Genomic DNA, 19112 nt, shown 5'->3' with positions numbered 1-19112 from the left:
GATGCAGAGCGGAGCCGTGCCCGTGCTCGAGATGAAGCGGATCTCCAAGGGATTTCCTGGCGTACAGGCGCTCTCTTCCGTCGATTTTCGGATGCTGCCCGGGGAGGTGCACACCCTCATGGGGCAGAACGGCGCGGGCAAATCGACGCTGGTCAAGGTCCTGACCGGCGTCCACCCCCCGGATGACGGGCAGATCCTTCTCGAGGGCCGGGAGATCCGGCCCTCGAGCCCCCAGGACGCGCAGGCGCTCGGCATCAGCGCCGTGTTCCAGGAGGTGAACCTCTGCCCCAACCTCTCCGTGGCCGAGAACATCTTCCTCGGGCGCGAGGATGCGGGCGTGTTCGCGATCCGGTGGGGGGAGATGCGCCGGAAGGCGAGCGCCCTGCTCTCGGACCTCAACATCCACGTCGACGTCACCGCGCCGCTCTCGACCGTCTCCATCGCCGTGCAGCAGATCGTCGCGATCGCCCGCGCGCTCTGCGCCCGGGCGAAGATCCTCGTCCTCGACGAGCCGACCTCGAGCCTGGCCGAGGACGAGGTGAAGACGCTCTTCTCGGTCATCCAGCGCCTCAAGGCGCAGGGGATGGCGATCCTGTTCATCTCGCACTTCCTCGATCAGGTGTTCGAGATCTCCGACCGGATCACGGTCCTGAGGAACGGTCAGCTGGTCAGCGAGACGCCGGCCGCCGAGCTGACGCGCATGGAGCTCGTCACGCGGATGGTCGGGCGCGAGGTCGCGGAGGACGGCCCGGCCCGGGCCGAGCGCGCGCGGGAGGCGACGTCGGCGGGCGGGCAAGCGCCCCTGTTGCGGGCGCGAGGGCTCGGCAAGAAGGGCTCGGTCAGCGACGTCGATCTCGATGTGCAGCGCGGCGAAGCGCTGGGCCTCGCGGGCCTCCTGGGCGCCGGGAAGACGGAGACGGTGCGGCTCCTGTTCGGGCTCGACGGGGCGGACCAGGGATCCATCGAGATCGACGGGGAGCCGGCGCGCATCGGCTCGCCGCTCGACGCGATCGCGCGCGGCCTCGGCTTCTGCCCCGAGGACCGGAAGGTCGAGGGGATCCTCGGCGACCTGTCGCTGCGCGAGAACATCGTCGTCGCCCTCCAGGCCAAGCGCGGCATCTTCCGCAACCTGTCCCGGGACGAGCAGGACGACATCGCCCGCCGCTACATCCAGCGGCTCGGCATCGTGGCCGCCGACGCGGAGGTGCCCATCTCCAAGCTGAGCGGCGGCAACCAGCAGAAGGCGCTCCTGGCTCGCTGGCTGGTGACCGATCCGCGCATGCTCATCCTCGACGAGCCGACCCGCGGCATCGACGTGGCGGCCAAGGGCGAGATCATGGGCCAGGTCATGGATCTTTGCGATCGGGGCATGGCGGTGGTGATCGTCTCCTCGGAGATGGCCGAGGCGCTGCGCTACTCGGACCAGGTCGTCGTCCTGCGCGACCGGCGCAAGGTGGCGGAGCTCGCCACGGCCAAGACCGACGAGCAGGCGGTCTACCAGATCATCGCGGGAGGTCAGCCGTGAGCGCGGCCGCCGCCTCCCTGCGCCGGCTCGCCAGCCGGAACACGTTCTGGCCGCTGGCGATGCTCGGCTTCCTCCTGCTGTTCAACCTCGTCAGCAACCCGCAGTTCTTCGCGATCACGGTCAAGGACGGCCACCTCTACGGCAGCGTCATCGACATCCTGAACCGCGCATCGCCGCTCATGATCATCGCCATGGGGCTCACCCTGGTGATCGCCACCCGCGGCATCGACATCTCCGTCGGCGCGGTCGTGGCCATCTCCGGCGCGGTCGCGGCGGTGCTGATCGGCGGCGAGCTCTCGCCGAGCGGCGGGACCGGCATGGCGGACGCGACGCGTGTTCCGCTGCCGATCGTCGTCTGGAGCGCGCTGGGCGTGGCGCTGGCGCTCGGCATGTGGAACGGAGCGCTGGTGTCGCTCTTCGGCATGCAGCCGATCATCGCGACCCTGATCCTCCTCGTCACGGGGCGAGGCATCGCCCAGCTCATCACGGGCGGCCAGATCATCACGATCTACTACAGCCCGTATCACTTCATCGGGAACGGCTTCCTCCTGGGGATCCCGGTCTCGCTGTTCATCGTGGCGGCCGTGAGCGCCGTCGTCTGGCTGCTGACCCGCAAGACCGCGCTCGGCATGTTCATCGAGGCGATCGGCGTGAACCCGGTCGCCTCGCGGCTGGCCGGGATCCGCGCGCGCACGATCACCTTCGCCTGTTACGCCGTGTGCGGCCTGTGCGCCGGCATCGCCGGGCTCATCGTGAGCTCGAACGTCAAGAGCGCCGACGGGAACAACGCGGGCCTCCTCTTCGAGCTGGACGCCATCCTGGCCGTGGTCCTTGGCGGGACGTCGCTCTCCGGGGGCAAGTTCACGCTGGCGGGGAGCGTCATCGGCGCCCTGATCATCCAGACGCTCACCACCACCATCTACTCCGCCGGTGTGCCGCCGGAGGTCAACCTGGTGGTGAAGGCGCTCGTCGTCTTCCTGATCACCATCGTGCAATCGCAGAAGGTCAGGGATCTCATCGCAAAGCAACGGACGAGGAGGGTGGTCACACCATGATCGACACCGCCGCCGTGACCGGACGGAGCGGCACCATCGCCGCGACCGGAGGGAGCGGCACCACCACTGCGACCGGGCGCTCCGTCCGGATCGACCCGAGGCACCTGCCGCTCGCGGTCACCTGCAGCCTGTTCGTGCTCATGTTCTTGGCCGGGTCGTACCTGTTCAAGGGCTTCTTCTCGCTGCAGGTGTTCCTCAACTTCTTCATCGACAATGCGTTTCTCTTGATCAGCGCCATCGGGATGACCTTCGTCATCCTCTCCGGCGGGATCGACCTCTCGGTCGGCTCGGTCATCGCGCTGACAACGATGATCTCGGCGTCGCTCGTCGAGAAGCACGGCTTGAGCCCTGCGGTGGTCATCCCGCTCGTGCTGGCGATGGGCTCGGGCATCGGCCTCGTCATGGGGGTCGTCATCCAGTACTTCAAGGTGCAGCCCTTCATCGTCACCCTGGCGGGCATGTTCCTTGCGCGCGGGCTCTGTTACCTCATCAGCATCGACTCCATCACGATCCACAACGGTTTCTACGTCGACGCCTCGTCGCACCGCATCCCGTTCCTGTTCGACACCTCGATCACCTGGAACGTGGTCATCGCGCTCGCGCTGTTCGCCGCGGCCATCTACATCGCCCACTACACGAGCTTCGGCCGCACCGTCTATGCGATCGGCGGCAGCGAACAATCCGCCCTGCTCATGGGCCTGCCGGTGCCGCGGACCAAGGTGCTCATCTATACCTGGAGCGGATTCTGCTCGGCGCTCGCGGGCGTCGCCTTCACGTTCTACATGGTGTCCGGCTACGCGCTGCACGCCGGCGGAATGGAGATGGACGCCATCGCCGCCGTCGTCATCGGAGGGACCCTGCTGACCGGCGGCCATGGTACGGTCGTCGGCACCCTGTTCGGTGTGCTCATCTACGGCACCATCCAGACCCTCATCATGTTCGAGGGCACGCTCAGCTCCTGGTGGACCAAGATCGTCATCGGCCTGCTCCTCCTGGTCGCCTGCCTGCTCCAGCGCATCTTCGAGCGACGCGCCCGTACGGCGTGACAAGAGGGGGATGAAGGGCGTTCCTTCCGCCAGGGTCCGTGTGGCGCCGATAGGCACTTTCGTGCCCGTTCATTGATCATTTCGGCAGCCCCCGGGAATTCAAGGGTCCACAACAAGGAACTGAGAGGTCATCGTGCGCTCTTATGCAGCAGGGATTATCACTTTCGTTGGATTGATCGCGATCGGGTGCGGCTCGGACGAGCCCAATCCCAGCCCGGCGGGATCTAGCACCTCGTCCGGGCCAACCTCGACAAGCTCCGGGGGTCAGGGCGGAGCCGGAGGTGGAACCGGCGGCGACGGCGGCGGCGACGGCGGCTCCGGGGGCACGGGTGGCTCTCCGAACGCCGGCGGCGGTGGGGCGGGCGGCGACGGCGACGCGGCCTTCGAGGTGACGACCTACCAGAACCCCGTTCTGCCCGGTGATCACCCGGACATGAACATCTACCGGGAAGGCGACGACTTCTACCTGGTCGGGTCGAACTTCCACATGATGCCCGCCTTCGAGATCCTGCACTCGACGGATCTCCTCCACTGGGAGCGCATGAACCGGGTGGTCCACTCCACGGCTCCCGCGCTGGAGGCGCAGCTCGGCCCGGGCCAGGGCACCTGGGGCGGCTTCATCGTCAAGGCCGGCGATGTGTACCGGGTCTATTACTCCATCGGGGCCACCCAGCATTTCTCCTCGGCGCCGAGCCTCGAGGGCCCGTGGTCAGAGCCCACCAAGGTCGACATCTTCCCCTACACACCGCCCGGCAGCGAGACCTCGTACGAACGAGGGACCGGCTCCGACAATTCGGTGTTCGTCGATCCCGACAGCGGCAAGACGTACATGATCATCAAGAATGGTCTGTGCAAGTGGGACGCGGAGCACCCCAACGACTTCGGCATCAACCTGGTCACGGAGATCGATCCCAAGACCGGGATGCTGCTGCCCGAGTCGAGCGTCGACATGAGCTTCGTCAACTGGGACCAGGCGACCGGCGGCTGCGGCGACTTCACCAATGCTGACTGGAGCAAGTGGGCCGAAGGGCCGACGATGGCCAAGCGCGGCGACTGGTACTACTACTTCGTCTCGACGCACACGGCCTGCGGCGGCCAGCTGCACGCCTGGGCGTCGAAGAAGCTTGTCGGCAGCACCCCCGAGGACTGGACGTGGCTCGGCTATGTCCTTACCGGCGAGGAGCCGTACGCCGGCGTCCAGCACATCACGTCGCCCATCGGGCTGGAGGACGGCTCGTGGTGGGCCTTTGCCCACTCGTACGACTGCAGCAACGTGGGCACCGACGACACCAAGACCTCGAAGAACGGCGACTGGCAGGGGCTTGGCCGCGAGGGGCTGCTGCTGGAGGTGACCTGGGTCGACAAAGAGGTGAACGGGAAGACGATCCCGGTCCCGCGATTCCCGACCAAGAAGGGCGATCTGTCCGCGCCCAAGCTGCCGCAGAGCGGCGTGCCCTTCCTGCTGCCCGTGAACGACGATTTCTCGTCGGCCACGATCAACTCCGCGTGGACCACCTACGGCGCGTCGGAGGACAAGTACTCGGTGGTGGATCGCCCGGGGTGGCTGCGGATCACGCCGGGGACCGGAGGGACCACGTTGGTCGTTCAGAAGGACACGCTGCACTCGAGCAGCATGGTCGCGAAGGTCGAGTTCACGCCCGCGGCCGACGGGGACGCGGCCGGCATCCGCGTGGGCAACGGCTACTGGCAGGACGAGCAGGTGCTTTCCTGCCCGACGTGGATGACCGACAGCGAGAAGTTCAGGCTCCCCGCCATCATGGACGTCTCGGTGGCGCGGGTCATGGAGGGCGAGGAAGACAGGATTCGCTTCTCCTTCCGGTCGCGCTCGGTGCAGGCCCCGGCCGAGGCGGGGGCCGCGTACAGCGAGCTCGCCGAGCCGGTCGTGGTGGGCGCGTCGGTCCCCGCACCCGCCGGGAAAGCGGTCTGGCTGAAGCTGGTCCGCTCCGAGCACAAGGCCACGGGCTGGTTCAGCACGGATGGAGTCGAATGGACCCAGGTAGGCGCGGAGATCGACATCTCCGCGCTCGACGGGTTCTATGCCATGGCTCACACCTGGATTGGCAACCAGGCCGGCATGTTCGCGACCAACAACCGTGCCTACTTCGACCTGTTCACCTACCGTGACGGATTCACCCCGATCCCGGCGGCGGAGGCGGACCAGCAGTCCGGCGCCCAGGTCGTGTCGAGCACGTCGGCGGGATCGGTGCTCGGTGATCTGGAGAGCGGCGATTGGGCCATGTTCGGGAGCGTCGACCTCGGCAGCGGGGGTGTAAAGTCGAAGGCGATCGCGCTGGAGGCCTCGAGCGCCGGGGCCGGCGGCACCGTGGAGGTCTGGATCGATCCGCTGGCAGGCGGCTCGATGATCGGCACCTGCGCCCTCCCCGGTACCGACGGCTGGGAGAAGTGGAAGACGACGACGTGCAACGTGGCGCCCACGTCGGGCACGCACGAGGTCTACTTGAAGGTGAAGGGCGGCCAGGGCGAGCTCGTGCGCCTCGCATCCCTGCGGTTCGTTCCCACCAAGTGACCTGTCCACCACGGGTGGCAAAAGGCCATCGGCGGCGTCGTCGACGGCGGCCCCCTCCCCGGCTGGCCTGACGCCAGGGGCAGCGACGGAGCTGCCCCTGGACCTCACCTCCAAGACATGTGGCGCGGTCCTGTGCGCCTTCGGGAGCCGGCAAGGGGCGGGCTCAAGCCGAGCTACCTGGGTCCGCCGGAGAGCTACCGCGCGACGCGGTAGCGCGGCCCTGGCCAACCTGGGTCGGGCCCACGGCATTCTTGCCACACTGAGACACTCCGCGACGTCCTCGACGTTCGCACGTTCGCGCACGGCTCGACAGCGCGCTGAGCTGCGCTCGTGGCGCGAGCGTCGGGCCGCACGCCTGGCATACGGCTTGCGACCCTTGCGATCGCGAGCCGGGGCCGACACGATCGAGGCCGCTCGACCCACCATGACCAATCGCTTCGACAGTCTGATCGCGCGCCTGCGCAGCGCATGGAAGCGGACCAAGCAGCCCACCGCGCCGCGCGCTTACCGCTGCCAGTGCGAAAGGCCGGTGTTCTTCCGCAACAGCGAATGCCTGGCCTGCAAGACGCCGCTCGGTTACGAGCCCGAGCGCGCCCAGGTCGTGCCGCTCAAGGCCGGCCCGACCGAGGGCGCCTGGCAGATCTGGCACGACACGGCGGACCCGCCGCGGCTCTACAGGCGCTGCGGCAACTTCGACCTGGCGTCGGGCTGCAACTGGCTGATCCCGGCGGGGGCGGAGGCGCCCGCGCTCTGCGCCGCGTGCCGGCTCAACCGCACCATTCCAGATCTCTCCGTCGCCGAGCACCAGACGCAGTGGCGCCTGCTCGAGACGGCCAAGCGGCGGCTCGTGTCGCAGCTCCTGGCGCTGAACCTGCCGGTGAAGTCCAAGATCGGCGAGGACCCGGAGCGCGGCCTCTGCTTCGACTTCCTCGCCTCGCCGCCCGACGGGCCCAGGGTGATGACCGGCCACGCCGACGGCGTGATCACGCTGAACATCGAGGAGGCGGACGACGCCACGCGCGAGCGCACCCGCGCCGCGATGCGCGAGCCCTACCGCACGCTGCTCGGGCACTTCCGGCACGAGGTCGGCCATTATTACTGGGACCGCCTGGTGCGCGACACCGGGTGGCTGGCGCCGTTCAGGGAGCTGTTCGGCGACGAGCAGCAGGACTACGCCGCCGCGCTGAAGGCCAACTACGAGCAGGGACCGCCGGCCGACTGGCAGCAACGCTTCGTCAGCGCCTACGCCAGCATGCACCCGTGGGAAGACTGGGCCGAGACCTGGGCCCACTATCTCCACATGGTCGACACCGTCGATACGGCGCTCAGCTTCGGCATCGACGCCGACGAGGTGGAGCTCGACGTCGAGCCATGGGGCGCGGACGCGCTGTGGCGCCCGGACGACCGAGGGGCCGAGACCTTCCTGGGCTTCTTGAACGCCTGGGTAGAGCTGACGGCCGTGCTCAACGAGATGTCACGCAGCATGGGCCAGCACGACTTCTACCCGTTCGTGCTGCCGCGCCCCGCCGTGGCGAAGCTGCAGTTCATTCACCTGGTGGTGAACGGGGCCTCGCCGGCGGAGGACTCACCGGCAGAGCGCTCGCCCGCGCCTACCGTCCGTACAGGCGCTGGAGCCGCTTCACGAACTCCGGCTTGAACACGCCGTCCACGCGGATCGAGTACCGGAAGAACGGGTCCGGCTCGACCCCGTGGTAATCCATGTCGTTGAACCAGTAGATGGGCGCGCGCACGACCGTGCGCTCCTCCCCCTCCCTGTCGCAGAGATAGAACCGCTTGTCGCCGCGCGGGTCGAACGAGATGGACTGCGCCGCGCCGATCGCGCTCCCCGGCTCGGTGTCCCGGTGCGCGGGCGCGTGATCGTTCGCCTCGAGGCCGAAGATCACGCACCGCCCGATCTCGACGAACGGCAGGCCCCGGATGAACTCGACCGTCCGGGGAAACACCGTTCTGGCCTCCGCCGAGAAGTCCTTGCCCGCGCCCGAGTGCTTGTCTTCCCAGCGGTCGTTCTCGAGGAGGTGATAGCAGACCTTCCAGGGAAAATAGACGCCGTAGCGGTACTTCAGGTACAGCATCTGCGCCCGCGTGAGCGGATGATCGGTCTCGTCTCCGAACGTGTACTCGCCCCGCCGGTCGGGATCGAAGGCGGACGGGTCGTCGCCGAGCGCGATGAAATCGCAGAACTCGTCGCGCGAGAAGCCTTCGATGACCTCCCCGTAATCCACGTACGGATCGTCGTGCACCCAGGGCGCGACCACGCCCATCCACTTCAGGCTGCCGCCGGTGTACGAGGGCTCGACGCGGCAGAGGCCGCGCACGATCTCGCGATCGAGCTCGGGGAAGCACGCCGTGTCGAGCAGCGGCGACAGGTCGATGTACGGGCGGCCCCACAGGCCGCAGAGCTTGCTCATGCCGTCCTCGCTCCGAGCGGTACCTGCGCGCGACCATGCCGTCAAACGTCTGGCGGCCGTGCACGTTCGCGAGCGGGCCGCCGATCCACGGCCGCGGTCGACCGCCGGACGGCATGGACGCGTGGCGCGGGCGGGAGGCCGAGCGCTCGGGCGTGAAGCGCTCGGGATCGAACGCCGCGGGAGCCTCCCAGGAGGATGGGCCGTGGCGCAGACATCGAGTTCGACTCTCGCCCGAATTGTTCAGTCCACCGACATGAACGTGACGTCTCGGATCGAGGCATAGGCGAGTATGCCTATACATCGAGTCAGCTGGCTTGGGTACGAAGTCGTGGCAGTCACCTGCATCGGGCGAACGCGGCTCCTTCGATGCACGGATGAATCGTCAACACAAGGCAACGCGAGTCCTTCGCCGCTTGAAACCTCGGCGCCAAGCGGACACTGGAGAAATAAAATGAGATCGACACGTCGTCACATCGCTACGAAACTGAGCGTTCTCGGTCTCCTGAGCATCGGCATCTGGGCCTGTGGTGAGGCGAACGACGGTGGTACGTCCTCGACCGGCGGAGGCGGCCCTGACGGGGCCACCGGCGGCGCGGGGGCCACGGTCACGGTCGGCACGGGCGATACGGGCACTGGCGGCGCCGCAAGCTCGGCAGCCGTGAGCACCTCGAGCAGCAGCAGCAGCAACAGCAGCAGCAGCGCGAGCACCGGGGAGGCCAGCAGCACGGCCGCCGGCGGAGAGACGGGCGCCACGAGCGGGGGCTCGGACCCGGGTGAGTGCGTCAAGGGCCAGACCAAGGGAAATCAGGTCGCGGTCATCGGAGAATCATTCATCGCCGCGACTCACGGCATCACGCAGCAGATCGAAAAGCAGGCCAAGGCCAACGGCTCCCTCGGCGCGAACGAGCGCTATATCGACAACTCGGTCAGCGGCACGACGTTGGCCAACGATCAGATTCCCAGCCAGTACCGCAAAGCCGCGGAGAACGGCATGATCAAGTACGTGCTGATGGATGGGGGCGGGAACGACTGCTTGTTGAGAGGGGACGGCGACGCAGCCCTCGCGGCGGCGGAGTCGCTGTTCGAGACCATGGAGAAGGACAACGTCGAAAAGGTCCTCTATTTCTTCTATCCAGACCCCATCGGAAACCAGTACGCGTCGCTCAAGACCTGCCTCGATGCGCTCCGGCCGAAGATGAAGGCACTGTGCGACGGGCTCACGGCGCCGAAGTGCTACTGGTTGGACCTTCGTCCGACCTGGAACGGACACAACGAGTATACGCAAGACGGAATCCACCCCACCGCTGCCGGTAGCGTCGCCACCGGAGATGCGGTTTGGGAAGCGATGAAGACCAGCTGCGTCGCGCAGTGACGAGCGATCGACGTACGGGCGATCCCTCCAGGCCGCAGAGCCTGCTCATGCCGTCTTCGCGCGGAGCGCCGCGAGGTACCTCCGCGCGACCATGCCGTCGAAGGCGTGGACGCCGTCTTCCACCATGGCGTACGTCGAAGGGGCGTAGCCCGGCGCGCGGATCCCGCGCTGCTGGCGCTCGCAGATGGCGCGGTCTTCCCGGTTCACGGCGTCCCAGAAGGCGAACACGTCGCCCGGATCGAAGCCTGGCGTGAACGCCGCTGGGTGGAAGTGCGTGTCGGCGATCACGAGCGTCCGCTCGGGCGCGCGCGGGGCGAGCCGGTACGTGAGCAGGTAGTCGGGCTGGAGGCTCGTGAGCAGGCTCGGAAAGAGCATGGCGTCGCGCACGCGCCGCCGCTCCGCCTCGGGGACGATGAGCGGCCGCGCGCCGGGCGTGGCGCCGACCGAGACCGTGTCGGCGCCGGGCGCGAGGTCCATGATGCCGCCTAGCCACGGGCCGCCCCGGCCCCAGGACACGGCGTCGTCACACGGGGTCAGCCGCTCGAGCGCGGGGTGCACGCGCGGGAAATGGTGGGACTCCTGGAAGTTCTCCACGCAGAGCTTCCAGTTCGCGGCGACCTCGTACTCCACCCGCCTGCCCCGCCGGAGCGAGCGCAGCCCGGGGCGCGAGAGCCACGGCGGCGCCTCGCCGATCGCGCTCTCGAGCGGCGGCGCGCCGGGATCGAGCGTCACGAAGAGGAAGCCGAAGAGGGCGCCGGCGCGCGCCGGGAGGAGCCCGTGCGCGCTGCGGTCGAAGCCGGGCGGCGCGTGGGGCGCGGCGCGCAGCGCGCCGGAGAGCTCGTAGGTCCAGCCGTGGTACGGGCACTCGAGGTGCGAGAGGCGGCCGCACGGGCCGTCGAGCAGCGTCGCCGCCCGGTGGCGGCAGACGTTGTGGAACGCGCGGATCTCCAGATCGGCGCCGCGGACGACGACGACGCCCGCCGGCGTGAGGGGGGCGACCAGCCACTCTCCGGGGCGGGCGATCTCGTCCTCGCGGCCGACGCAGAGCCAGGAGCGTCCGAAGATCTCGGCCTGCTCGAAGGCGAAGACGTCCTCGTCCCAGTACGCGCGCGCGGGCAGCGGCCGGGCGCTCTGGAGCGGCGCGAGCACCGCGTCGAGATCGGCAGGGGCGAGAGGGAGCTCCGGCAAGGCGGGCGATGCTACCAGAACGAGGGCGCGGATCGCGCCGCCCGGGCGCGGTTCAGGGGGAACGGCTGCGCGTCGATGCCGAAGGCCAGACGCGCGGCGCCGAGGTCGACGACGCAGATCTGGCCTTCAGCGTCGACGCAGGGCGGGCGCATGTCGCCCGCGCACGTCTCGGTGATCCCGCGCGTGGCGACGCCGCTGACCGTCTCATTGCCTCCGCGGCGACGGGACAGATCATGGATTGCACCCGAAGATGCTGGCGTTGCCGCAGGAGTAATAACACTCATTGCAGTTCACGCACCGGTCGTAGTTGGCATACAAATTCCTCCCGGCCGGATGGGCGTCCATGCACGCGCGGAAGCAAGCGTCGTCGTCGTCCGCGCAGGTGACGACGCACCTGGTGAACCCGATGCAGTCGTCGTCGAGGATGCATGTGTCGAGCTCATCGGCGCAGCTCCCCGCGTTCGCGCACCCGATACACCCCTTCGAGTCGTCCCCGCACTCGTCGAGGTCGTCACAGGTGAGGGGGGCACTGCAGTCGGCGGTGTCCGTGCCCGCCTCGCAGAGTCCGGTGCCTCCGGGCTCGTCGCACTCGCCGTTGTCCGTGGTAGCGCACGGCTCGTCTACCGCGCAGTCCGCGACGTCCGTGCCCTCCGCGCAGAGCCCGGTGCCCTCGGGCTCATCGCAGGTGCCGTTGTTCGTCCGGGAGCAGGTCGTGGCCGCGCAGTCCACGACGTCCGTGCCCTCCGCGCAGAGCCCGGTGCCCTCGGGCTCATCGCAGGTGCCGTCGCCGGTCGAGGGACAGGAAGAGAGGCAGTCGGCTCGATCGGTCCCAGCAGGGCATTTGCCGGTGCCCTGGGGCTCGTCGCAGATGCCGTCACCCGCGCTGGGACAGCGATCCGTGGAATCGAGACAGTCCAGGAGGGCCTCCTCATGGACGTCGCAGACCTCGGCCAGGTGATGACCGTCCACGCACCGGCCTTCCAGCCGGACACAGTCGATGTACGCCGTATACTCGTCCTGGCAGCGCTCCTCGGACCGCTCGGCGATGGCGCCCTGCTCGGCCTCGCACAGGCCCTCTTGGTCGTCGGAGCAGCCCTCGCAGGCGCAGCGGGCCTCGCAGACCGTCCCGTGGACCGGCTCGGTCTTGCCACCGTCGCCCCCCGAGCTGGCGCAGGCCGCGAATAGACCGGCGATCGCTGCTGTGATCATCACGTGTCGGACACGCATGGGGTCTCCTCATCCTCTGGCTGAAACGAGAGGTCGTCCGCCGAGGCGCAGGGCGTCGACGCGACGCAGCAAGAGCGAGATGACATCGCTGGCACGGAAAGCACCAGGGCACCCTTCACTTGCGCACACCGCGCACGACCGCCTTTCTCTTTGGCTGTGACTGTAAAATTCAATTCCGAAGAAAACGGCTACCTATACCAGCTTCGATGGCGGCCGGTCAATCACATGGCGAGGCGACGCTCGGACCTGCAGCGGGCGGAGCAGCGGCCGCCACTGCGCTCGGGGCGATAGGGGCGGAACGACCGGAGCCTCGCGAAGCTCGGAGGTGCGCTCAGGCTCGCTGACGAGCTGAGGAGCAGCCACCCGAAACTTCACGGACATCGGGAGGCGCGCTCTGGCTCGGCGAGGCGGTGAGGAGAGGAGAAAGGCGCTGGGTGGCAAGGAGGGCTCGTCAGAGGGGTGGAACGGGTAGAAACGAGTGGAGATGAGGGCGTCGCGACCTCCAAAACGCGCTCCACAAGCGTGTAGCGGACGCGACAATCGCGCGCGATCGCCCGTCGAAAAGCTGCTGCGCTCGTCGTTGACCCGGGGCGAGGATGAGCGTGGACGAGGTAGGATGGGGAGAGAGCGCGGGCGCCCTTCGCCCGAAAGCGCCGAAAGGGAGTAAAGAGGCGTTGGCATCCGCGCCGTTTCGACAGAAGATGCGTGCGCGCTTATCGCGCTGCGGCACCTCGCCTCCGACGGCCGGCGCCGCGTCACTGGACCCCTACCGGCTGGAGAGCAGCGGATGAAGATGCGATCTTTGGTGTGTCTCTTCGTTCTTGGCCTGATGACGACGACGGCGTGCGGCGATGACGAGTCGCCGGTCATCGGGACTGGGGGCGGCGGGGGTGCAGGCGGCACGGGCGGCGAAGGCGCCACCTCGGCCAGCAGCACGACAGGAACCGGCGGCAACGATACAGGCGGCGGCGGTGCGGGCGGCACCGGCGGCAGCGACACGGGCGGCGGCGGTGCAGGCGGCACCGGCGGCAGCGACACGGGCGGCGGCGGTGCAGGCGGCACCGGCGGCGGCGACACGGGCGGCGGCGGTACGGGCGGGGCCACCACCTCGACCTCGGCCTCATCGAGCAGCGCCTCCACGACGTCGGCCTCGGCCACCACCGGCGCTGGCGGCGACGGCGGCGGCAGCGTCTCCTCGACCTCGGCCGCATCCACCACCGGCGCTGGCGGCGACGGCGGCGGCAGCGTCTCCTCGACCTCGGCCGCATCCACCACCGGCGCTGGTGGCGACGGCGGCGGCAGCGTCTCCTCCACGACCTCGGTCAGCGCGGGCGCTGGCGGCGACGGCGGCGGCAGCGTCTCCTCCACGACCTCGGTCACCACGGGCGCTGGCGGCGGCGGCGTCACCTCCACGACCTCGGTCACCACGGGCGCCGGCGGCGACGGCGGCGGCGGCGTCACCTCCACGACCTCGGTCACCACGGGCGCCGGCGGCGACGGCGGCGGCAGCGTCTCCTCCACGACCTCGGTCACCACCTCGACGACCTCCGTCACCACCGGGGGCGGCGGCGGCGAGCCCGGCGCCGACGGCGCTGCCTGCGCCACCGACACCGAGTGCGCCAGCGGCTTCTGCCTCAATGAGACGGAGTTCGGGTTCCCTTCCGGGCACTGTACCGCCGAGTGCGAGGCGGACAGCGACTGTGCCGGCGGCGGCGTCTGCATCTACATCAACGCATCCCTCAGCCTCTGCGTCGCCGAGTGCGAGACAGCGGCCGACTGCCGCGACGGCTACATGTGCGACGTCGACTCCACCTGCTGGCCGAACTGCACCAGCGACGCGCAGTGCCCGGAGGTGGGCACGTGCGACACGGAGTCGGGCGGCTGCTACCCCCCGCTCGAGACGAGCCCGGACGGCAGCGCTTGCACGCTCGACAGCGAGTGCACCGGCGACTTCTGCATCACCGAGGCCCTGAACGGCTGGCCGGGCGGCGCCTGCTCGGGCGTCTGCGACACGGACAGCGACTGCAACGGCGGTGCCTGCATCGAGAACACCAGCGGCTTCCGTTTCTGCGTCGCCGACTGCGCCACGTCCGCAGACTGCCGAAGCAGCTATTCGTGCCGGGGTGGCCTCTGCATTCCGGAATGCACCAGCGACGATGAGTGCACGGAGCCGGGCTTCACCTGCAGGGTGGAGGTGGGCAGCTGCGCGCCGCCGCCCGGCGAGGGCGCCGACGGCGCCCCTTGCACCACCGACGGCGACTGCGCCGGCGGCTACTGCTCCCCCGAGGAGGCCGGCTGGCCTGGCGGCTACTGCTGGGGCCTCTGTGACGACGCGACCCCCTGCGCCGGCGGCGGGGTCTGCACAGTGGACGGCTACTGCAACAGCGATTGCGCGACGTCGGCCGACTGCCGCGACGGCTATGAGTGCACGGCGGACGGTTGCTTCCCGCAATGACTCGTCGACCCGGGGTGATCGCAGGCTGGTCCGCACGATGTGACGACGGACCCCTGCGGCTCCCCTGAAGCGATGAACCTCCGCGCCGCCATGAGGCGACGACGAGGCCTCTCCCACGAAGCGCGGCGCGGCTGCTCCACCACGGTGGCGCAGCCGGCGCGCGCGCTCTCTCCACCGCTCTACCTGTTTCCACGAGGCGCCGTTCGGTGCTCAGCTCAGCCCTGCCCGCGCGAGCGGCGCAGGCGCAGGCGCGCGAGCGCGACGAGCGCAAGCGCTGCCGCTGCTCCGGGGCCCTGGCCGGCGGTGGTCCGGCAGCCGCAGCCGCCGCTCCCGCCGGTGATCCCGGGCGCGACTCCGCCCGAGCTGGCCGCGGCCTCGGCGCTGCCCGTCGCCGCGGTGCTCCCGCTCGATCCGGTCGTGGCGCCCCTTCCCCCCTCGCCTGCGCCCCCGGCGCCGCCCGCCGCTGCCGTGCTCCCGCTCGATCCGGCCGTGGCGCCCCCTCCCGTGGCGCCCTCTCCCGTGGCGCCCCCTCCCCCTGCGGCCGCGCTCCCGGCGCTGCTCGCCGATGACGCGCTCGACGAGCCCTCCTCGCGGACCAGCGCGAGGTACGCCTCGGCGAAGCGCTCGCCGAGCAGCTGGTACGAGGCCGAGTCGAAGTGATACGCGTCGTCGGGGGCTCGCACGGCGAGGTCGTCGGTGTCGACCCACGCGACCCGCGGGTCCTCCTCGGCCACGGTCACCTGCGCCGCGCGCACGGCGTCGATGTTGGCCTCTTTGCCTGCGGCGATGGGCCCGCCGTTCGCGGGGTAGAGGTTGTCGCTGACCCTGCCGAGCACGACAGGGAGCCCGGGGACGCCGAGGTCCTCGCGGATCGCCCGGATGAAGCCGCGCAGCGTGTCGCCGTACGTGAACGCGGCCGACCACCCCGCCTCGTTCTCGCCCTGCATCCAGACGAGCGCGGCGATCTCGTACGGTTGCCCCTCCGACTCGAGCCGCGCCAGGGCGCCGTCGAGGCGCGTCACCTCCTCGGGGTAACGGAGGGCGCGGTCGCCCTCGTAGGTCGCGGAGTCCAGCTTGCCGAGGAGCGCGTGGTAGAGCTGGGATTTGTAGAGCACTTCGGGGTCCGGCGCGAGGCCGCGACCCCAGTGATCGACGAGGTTGGTGCCCCCCTGCGCCATCTTCACGATCGCGATCCGGTGCTCCGGGTACGCCGCGGCCATCGCGCGGCCGAACGTGATCTCGGGCCCGTAGCGGCGGGCCTCGCCCTTCGGCTCGAGCGGCCCCCAGTCGGCGCTCGTCGCCTCGGCGTACGCCCCTCCCTCGCGCGCGTCCGGATTGTAGTGGTCGTACCAGATGTCCGGCTGGCTCTGGAGCTCGACCGGGAGCTGGCGGCCCACGCCGTAGCCGACCATGTTCGACTGGCCCGCGAGGACGAACACCTTCACTGGCTGCGCGATCGCCGGAGCGGAGAGGGACAGCACGAAAGCCGCCAGGGCGATGCAAGACCGCTTCATGGCGCTGTCTATCCCCCGCGCGCGGTGGAACGTCAACACGGCGGGATCGCGATCGACCGGAGAGAGCGCGCCGCGCGCCGGCGCCGAGGTGATCGAGGAGCGAGCGCGGCGAGACCGCGACTCACGAGGATGGAAGCCTCGTTTGGCAGGCGCACGCCTGCCCTCCTCAGGATACGTGTCGGGCGTTTGTGTGCCTGACGGACGCGCGGTCTCGTCGAGCTCGCCTCGCGGTCACGCCCCTTCGGGCGTCGCCTGATAAGCCGCGCTCGACGGCGCGTAGACCCCGTTGGTCGCATACGAGTAGCGGTGCGGCCGGATGTGGTGCTCGGCGTGGCGCGCGCACCAGAGCGCTGCGCCGCCCGTCTCTTGCCGGTGCTTCACGCACTCCGGGCAGGGCGGCTCGATCTCGGGGACCCGGCCGGCGGTCGCGTGATCCTTCGGCCGGACGATCCACACGGGGCAGCGCGCGAGCCTGGAGACGCGCTCCGCGACCGAGCCGAGGAGCAGCCGTTCGAGCCCGCGGTAGCCGTGCGAGCCGACGACCACGAGGTCGGCGTCCAGGTCGGCGGCGAGCTGGGCGATGTTCTCGGCGGCATCGCCGCGGCGGAAGTGGACGACGACGCGCTTCAGCCGCCCGCCGTCGAGCTTGTTGCCCATGGCGCTCACGCGCTCGCTCGCGCGCTGCTGGAGCTGCTGGAGCGCCACGTCGGGCTTGGTGGCCACCACGGGCACCCGCGAGAGCCCGACGCCGACCCAGCTCTCGGGCTCGACGTAGACCGCGTGCACCTCGGCGTTCTCGCGACAGCAAGCGGACTCGAGCGCCTGATCAAGCGCGCGGTTGCTCGGCTCCGAGAAGTCGATCCCGACGACGACGATGAACCGATTCGTTGCGTTTGCGCTCGACATGACAGCCTCCTCAGCCTCCATGCGAGGCCCGACCAGCGGTCGCCTCGCTCTACCCAACTGCCCTTCTGCGCAATGTCCAGCACACCGCATGCCAGGCGCGCCGGGCGCCGGAGAGAAGGGTTTCGCGCGCGCCGGATCCCTCGCACGAGCTGGGCTCTTCCCGCGAGCTGGGCGCTCCGCGCGAGCCGAGAGCGAGCTCCTCTCGCCGCGAGCGCTGCGGGCGGGCGCCCCGCGAGGCAGCCCGCGGCCGTTTGCGCCGCGGCGCAAACGGCGCGCGGAGGCGCAGACGTGACCGCGGCGTACCAGGGCCGCCGCCGCCCGCAGGCGATCTCGCGTGCGTGGCACGAACGGTGCTCATCCCACAGCACACCTCGAGCGAGGGACGCAGAGGCGAACGGGAGACGACGATGACAACCCTTGGACCCACCGGCGGAGAGCACCAGCTCCGGCACCACACGATCCGCAGCGCGCACATCGTTGGAGACGACGGCGAGGAATCGGTCGTGGCGACCGTCTACTGTCCGTTGCGGGAGCGTTCGACGACGGCGCGAGAGTGCGAGTCGTGCCGTCGCTTCCACGCGCTGCACTTCGACAAGAGCTCGCGCACGACGTCGGTCGTCTGCCATACCAGCCACGCGGCGCCTGGCACGGCGGAAGCGGATCCGCTGCGCAGCGTTGGCGTGGACGTGCCCGTGAATCCGGAGGCGCCGCTCGCCGAGATCATGACCAAGGACGTCATCTGCATCCGATCGGAGGTCTCCCTCGACGACATCACGGCCCTGCTCGTCCGCCACGAGATCAGCGGGATGCCGGTCGTGGACGCGGCGGGCAGGCCGGTCGGCATGGTGTCGCGGGCCGACGTGCTCCGTGCAGCAGAGGAGCGCGGCGACACCGAGGAGTCGCGGCCGGTGACCTCGCGGTCGGGCGAGGTCGCGCCGCTCGAGATGAGCCAGGGCTTCCATGTCTACGAGCCCATCAGGGTCACGGCGCGCGACGTGATGACGCCCGTGGTGGTGCAGCTGCACGAGAGCGCCAGCATCCGGCAGGCCGCGTCGCTCATGGCCTACGAGGGCGTGCACCGGCTGCCGGTCGTCTCGGACGACGGCAAGGTCGTCGGCATCCTGTCGTCGCTCGACGTGCTGCGGTGGTTCGGGCGGTGCTGCGGGTACCTGATCCCTTCGGCGCGCAAGCGGGCCTGAGGGGCGAACGCAAGGCGCTGGAGGAGGCCGTCTGTCGAGCACTCTGTTCAGCTGGAGAATGTCCAGTTCGCCGCACGAGGCTCACGAGCGATTGTCCCGGCGTGACGACAGTTCCGGGGCGGCTCAGCCCCTTATCTCCAGTGCAGGCATCCAGGGCCTCTCCACGAGCCTGTGCGCCAGAAACCTGAGCTCCAGCTCCTCCGGCAGGCACGGCTGAAATTTCGACGGCGGCTCTCGAGCGCACGAGGCCGCCTGCCGTACCGCGTCCGCCTCGCTGATGGCGCCGGGCGCGAGCAGCTCACGGGCGGTGAGCGCGCGATCGCGAACCGTGGACGCTATCACGGGGTCGGGAGGGCCCAGGGACGGCCGCGTCAAAGCGGCCGGCGAGCGCCTCGGTCGACCGCGCAGCGGACGCCTGAGCTCGCCTGACCCTGGCATTGAGCCGCGCGCGACCTCGCTGGACGCGAGGCTCCTCTCTCTCTCCACGCGCGCGAGCGTCGCCGCGGTCGTCATCGTGACGAGCTCCGCGACGGCACCAGGAAGCGCGCCGCCATGCTGCAGGGCCTGCCTGGTCACGCCTGAAAGCGAAGAATCATACAGGAGTGCCTGCGGGGGTGCTGTCGGAGTAGAAAATCAACCACATCAGTC

General features: G+C 69.6%; 14 protein-coding genes. 8 read left to right on the top strand and 6 right to left on the bottom strand.

Translation table 11 applies throughout. The features are described 5' to 3' along the window. The first annotated feature begins 1 nt into the window (after position 1). From WMF19_RS19230 to WMF19_RS19210, 5 genes are all read left to right on the top strand, one after another. Positions 2-1525 (top strand): sugar ABC transporter ATP-binding protein, encoded by a 1524-nt coding sequence (locus tag WMF19_RS19230; RefSeq protein WP_437900430.1) that lies wholly within the window; start codon positions 2-4, stop codon positions 1523-1525. Then, a complete protein-coding gene (locus WMF19_RS19225) occupies positions 1522-2580 on the top strand; it encodes an ABC transporter permease (RefSeq protein ID WP_437900429.1) in 1059 nt (352 codons plus the stop codon). The genes WMF19_RS19230 and WMF19_RS19225 overlap by 4 nt, the downstream gene beginning before the upstream one ends. Then, complete coding sequence (gene yjfF / locus WMF19_RS19220) at positions 2577-3626, top strand: galactofuranose ABC transporter, permease protein YjfF (RefSeq protein WP_437900428.1); 1050 nt, start codon at positions 2577-2579, stop codon at positions 3624-3626. Before WMF19_RS19225 ends, yjfF begins: the two co-directional genes overlap by 4 nt. Before the next feature lie 172 nt (positions 3627-3798). Continuing rightward, complete coding sequence (locus WMF19_RS19215) at positions 3799-6174, top strand: family 43 glycosylhydrolase (protein ID WP_437900427.1); 2376 nt, start codon at positions 3799-3801, stop codon at positions 6172-6174. Positions 6175-6598: 424 nt separating this feature from the next. After that, complete coding sequence (locus WMF19_RS19210; RefSeq protein WP_437900426.1) at positions 6599-7831, top strand: zinc-binding metallopeptidase family protein; 1233 nt, start codon at positions 6599-6601, stop codon at positions 7829-7831. On the opposite strand, the gene WMF19_RS19205 is transcribed toward WMF19_RS19210, so the two are convergent. Continuing rightward, positions 7785-8603, bottom strand: coding sequence for a hypothetical protein (locus WMF19_RS19205; protein WP_437900425.1), 819 nt, complete (start codon positions 8601-8603; stop codon positions 7785-7787). The genes WMF19_RS19210 and WMF19_RS19205 overlap by 47 nt on opposite strands. Positions 8604-9054: 451 nt before the next feature. Between WMF19_RS19205 and WMF19_RS19200 the strand changes: the two genes are divergently transcribed. Beyond that, positions 9055-9975, top strand: a complete 921-nt coding sequence (locus WMF19_RS19200) for an SGNH/GDSL hydrolase family protein (RefSeq protein ID WP_437900424.1) — start codon at positions 9055-9057, stop codon at positions 9973-9975. Between the two features lie 45 nt (positions 9976-10020). Here the strand turns inward: WMF19_RS19200 and WMF19_RS19195 are convergent, their stop codons facing one another. The 3 genes from WMF19_RS19195 to WMF19_RS19185 all read right to left on the bottom strand — a co-directional run bounded on the left by WMF19_RS19195 (position 10021) and on the right by WMF19_RS19185 (position 12390). Beyond that, positions 10021-11163, bottom strand: a complete 1143-nt coding sequence (locus tag WMF19_RS19195; protein WP_437900423.1) for an aromatic ring-hydroxylating oxygenase subunit alpha — start codon at positions 11161-11163, stop codon at positions 10021-10023. A gap of 11 nt (positions 11164-11174) precedes the next feature. Beyond that, positions 11175-11315 carry a hypothetical protein gene (locus WMF19_RS19190; protein ID WP_437900422.1) on the bottom strand — a complete coding sequence of 47 codons (141 nt, stop codon included), beginning with the start codon at positions 11313-11315 and terminating at the stop codon, positions 11175-11177. Between the two features lie 79 nt (positions 11316-11394). Then, on the bottom strand, positions 11395-12390 hold the full coding sequence (locus tag WMF19_RS19185) for a latent transforming growth factor beta-binding protein (protein ID WP_437900421.1): 996 nt from the start codon (positions 12388-12390) through the stop codon (positions 11395-11397). Positions 12391-13183: 793 nt separating this feature from the next. Here WMF19_RS19185 and WMF19_RS19180 point away from each other — a divergent pair. Next, positions 13184-14845 carry a hypothetical protein gene (locus WMF19_RS19180; protein WP_437900420.1) on the top strand — a complete coding sequence of 554 codons (1662 nt, stop codon included), beginning with the start codon at positions 13184-13186 and terminating at the stop codon, positions 14843-14845. 215 nt (positions 14846-15060) lie between these two features. Here the strand turns inward: WMF19_RS19180 and WMF19_RS19175 are convergent, their stop codons facing one another. Continuing rightward, on the bottom strand, positions 15061-16359 hold the full coding sequence (locus WMF19_RS19175; RefSeq protein WP_437900419.1) for a sialate O-acetylesterase: 1299 nt from the start codon (positions 16357-16359) through the stop codon (positions 15061-15063). Positions 16360-16590: 231 nt separating this feature from the next. Beyond that, positions 16591-17265, bottom strand: coding sequence for a universal stress protein (locus WMF19_RS19170; protein ID WP_437330029.1), 675 nt, complete (start codon positions 17263-17265; stop codon positions 16591-16593). 407 nt (positions 17266-17672) lie between these two features. Here WMF19_RS19170 and WMF19_RS19165 point away from each other — a divergent pair, with 407 nt between their 5' ends. After that, the gene (locus WMF19_RS19165) at positions 17673-18464 is read left to right on the top strand and encodes a CBS domain-containing protein (protein ID WP_437900418.1); all 792 of its coding nucleotides are present in this window, start codon (positions 17673-17675) and stop codon (positions 18462-18464) included. Positions 18465-19112 lie beyond the last annotated feature (648 nt).

Origin of the sequence: Sorangium sp. So ce124 (assembly GCF_051525235.1) — a bacterium.
Classification (GTDB): domain Bacteria; phylum Myxococcota_A; class Polyangia; order Polyangiales; family Polyangiaceae; genus Sorangium; species Sorangium atrum.
Note: the sequence above shows the minus strand (reverse complement) of the source record. Positions and strands in the feature narration are given on the sequence as shown.

Bases quoted from the DNA above. Each gene is read 5' to 3' on its own strand.
- WMF19_RS19230 (WP_437900430.1), top strand. From the start codon at position 2: ATGCAGAGCGGAGCCGTGCCCGTGCTCGAGATGAAGCGGATCTCCAAG.
- yjfF (WP_437900428.1), top strand. From the start codon at position 2,577: ATGATCGACACCGCCGCCGTGACCGGACGGAGCGGCACCATCGCCGCG.
- WMF19_RS19210 (WP_437900426.1), top strand. From the start codon at position 6,599: ATGACCAATCGCTTCGACAGTCTGATCGCGCGCCTGCGCAGCGCATGG.
- WMF19_RS19205 (WP_437900425.1), bottom strand. From the start codon at position 8,603: ATGAGCAAGCTCTGCGGCCTGTGGGGCCGCCCGTACATCGACCTGTCG.
- WMF19_RS19200 (WP_437900424.1), top strand. From the start codon at position 9,055: ATGAGATCGACACGTCGTCACATCGCTACGAAACTGAGCGTTCTCGGT.
- WMF19_RS19190 (WP_437900422.1), bottom strand. From the start codon at position 11,315: ATGCGCCCGCCCTGCGTCGACGCTGAAGGCCAGATCTGCGTCGTCGAC.
- WMF19_RS19185 (WP_437900421.1), bottom strand. From the start codon at position 12,390: ATGCGTGTCCGACACGTGATGATCACAGCAGCGATCGCCGGTCTATTC.
- WMF19_RS19180 (WP_437900420.1), top strand. From the start codon at position 13,184: ATGCGATCTTTGGTGTGTCTCTTCGTTCTTGGCCTGATGACGACGACG.
- WMF19_RS19175 (WP_437900419.1), bottom strand. From the start codon at position 16,359: ATGAAGCGGTCTTGCATCGCCCTGGCGGCTTTCGTGCTGTCCCTCTCC.
- WMF19_RS19170 (WP_437330029.1), bottom strand. From the start codon at position 17,265: ATGTCGAGCGCAAACGCAACGAATCGGTTCATCGTCGTCGTCGGGATC.
- WMF19_RS19165 (WP_437900418.1), top strand. From the start codon at position 17,673: ATGACAACCCTTGGACCCACCGGCGGAGAGCACCAGCTCCGGCACCAC.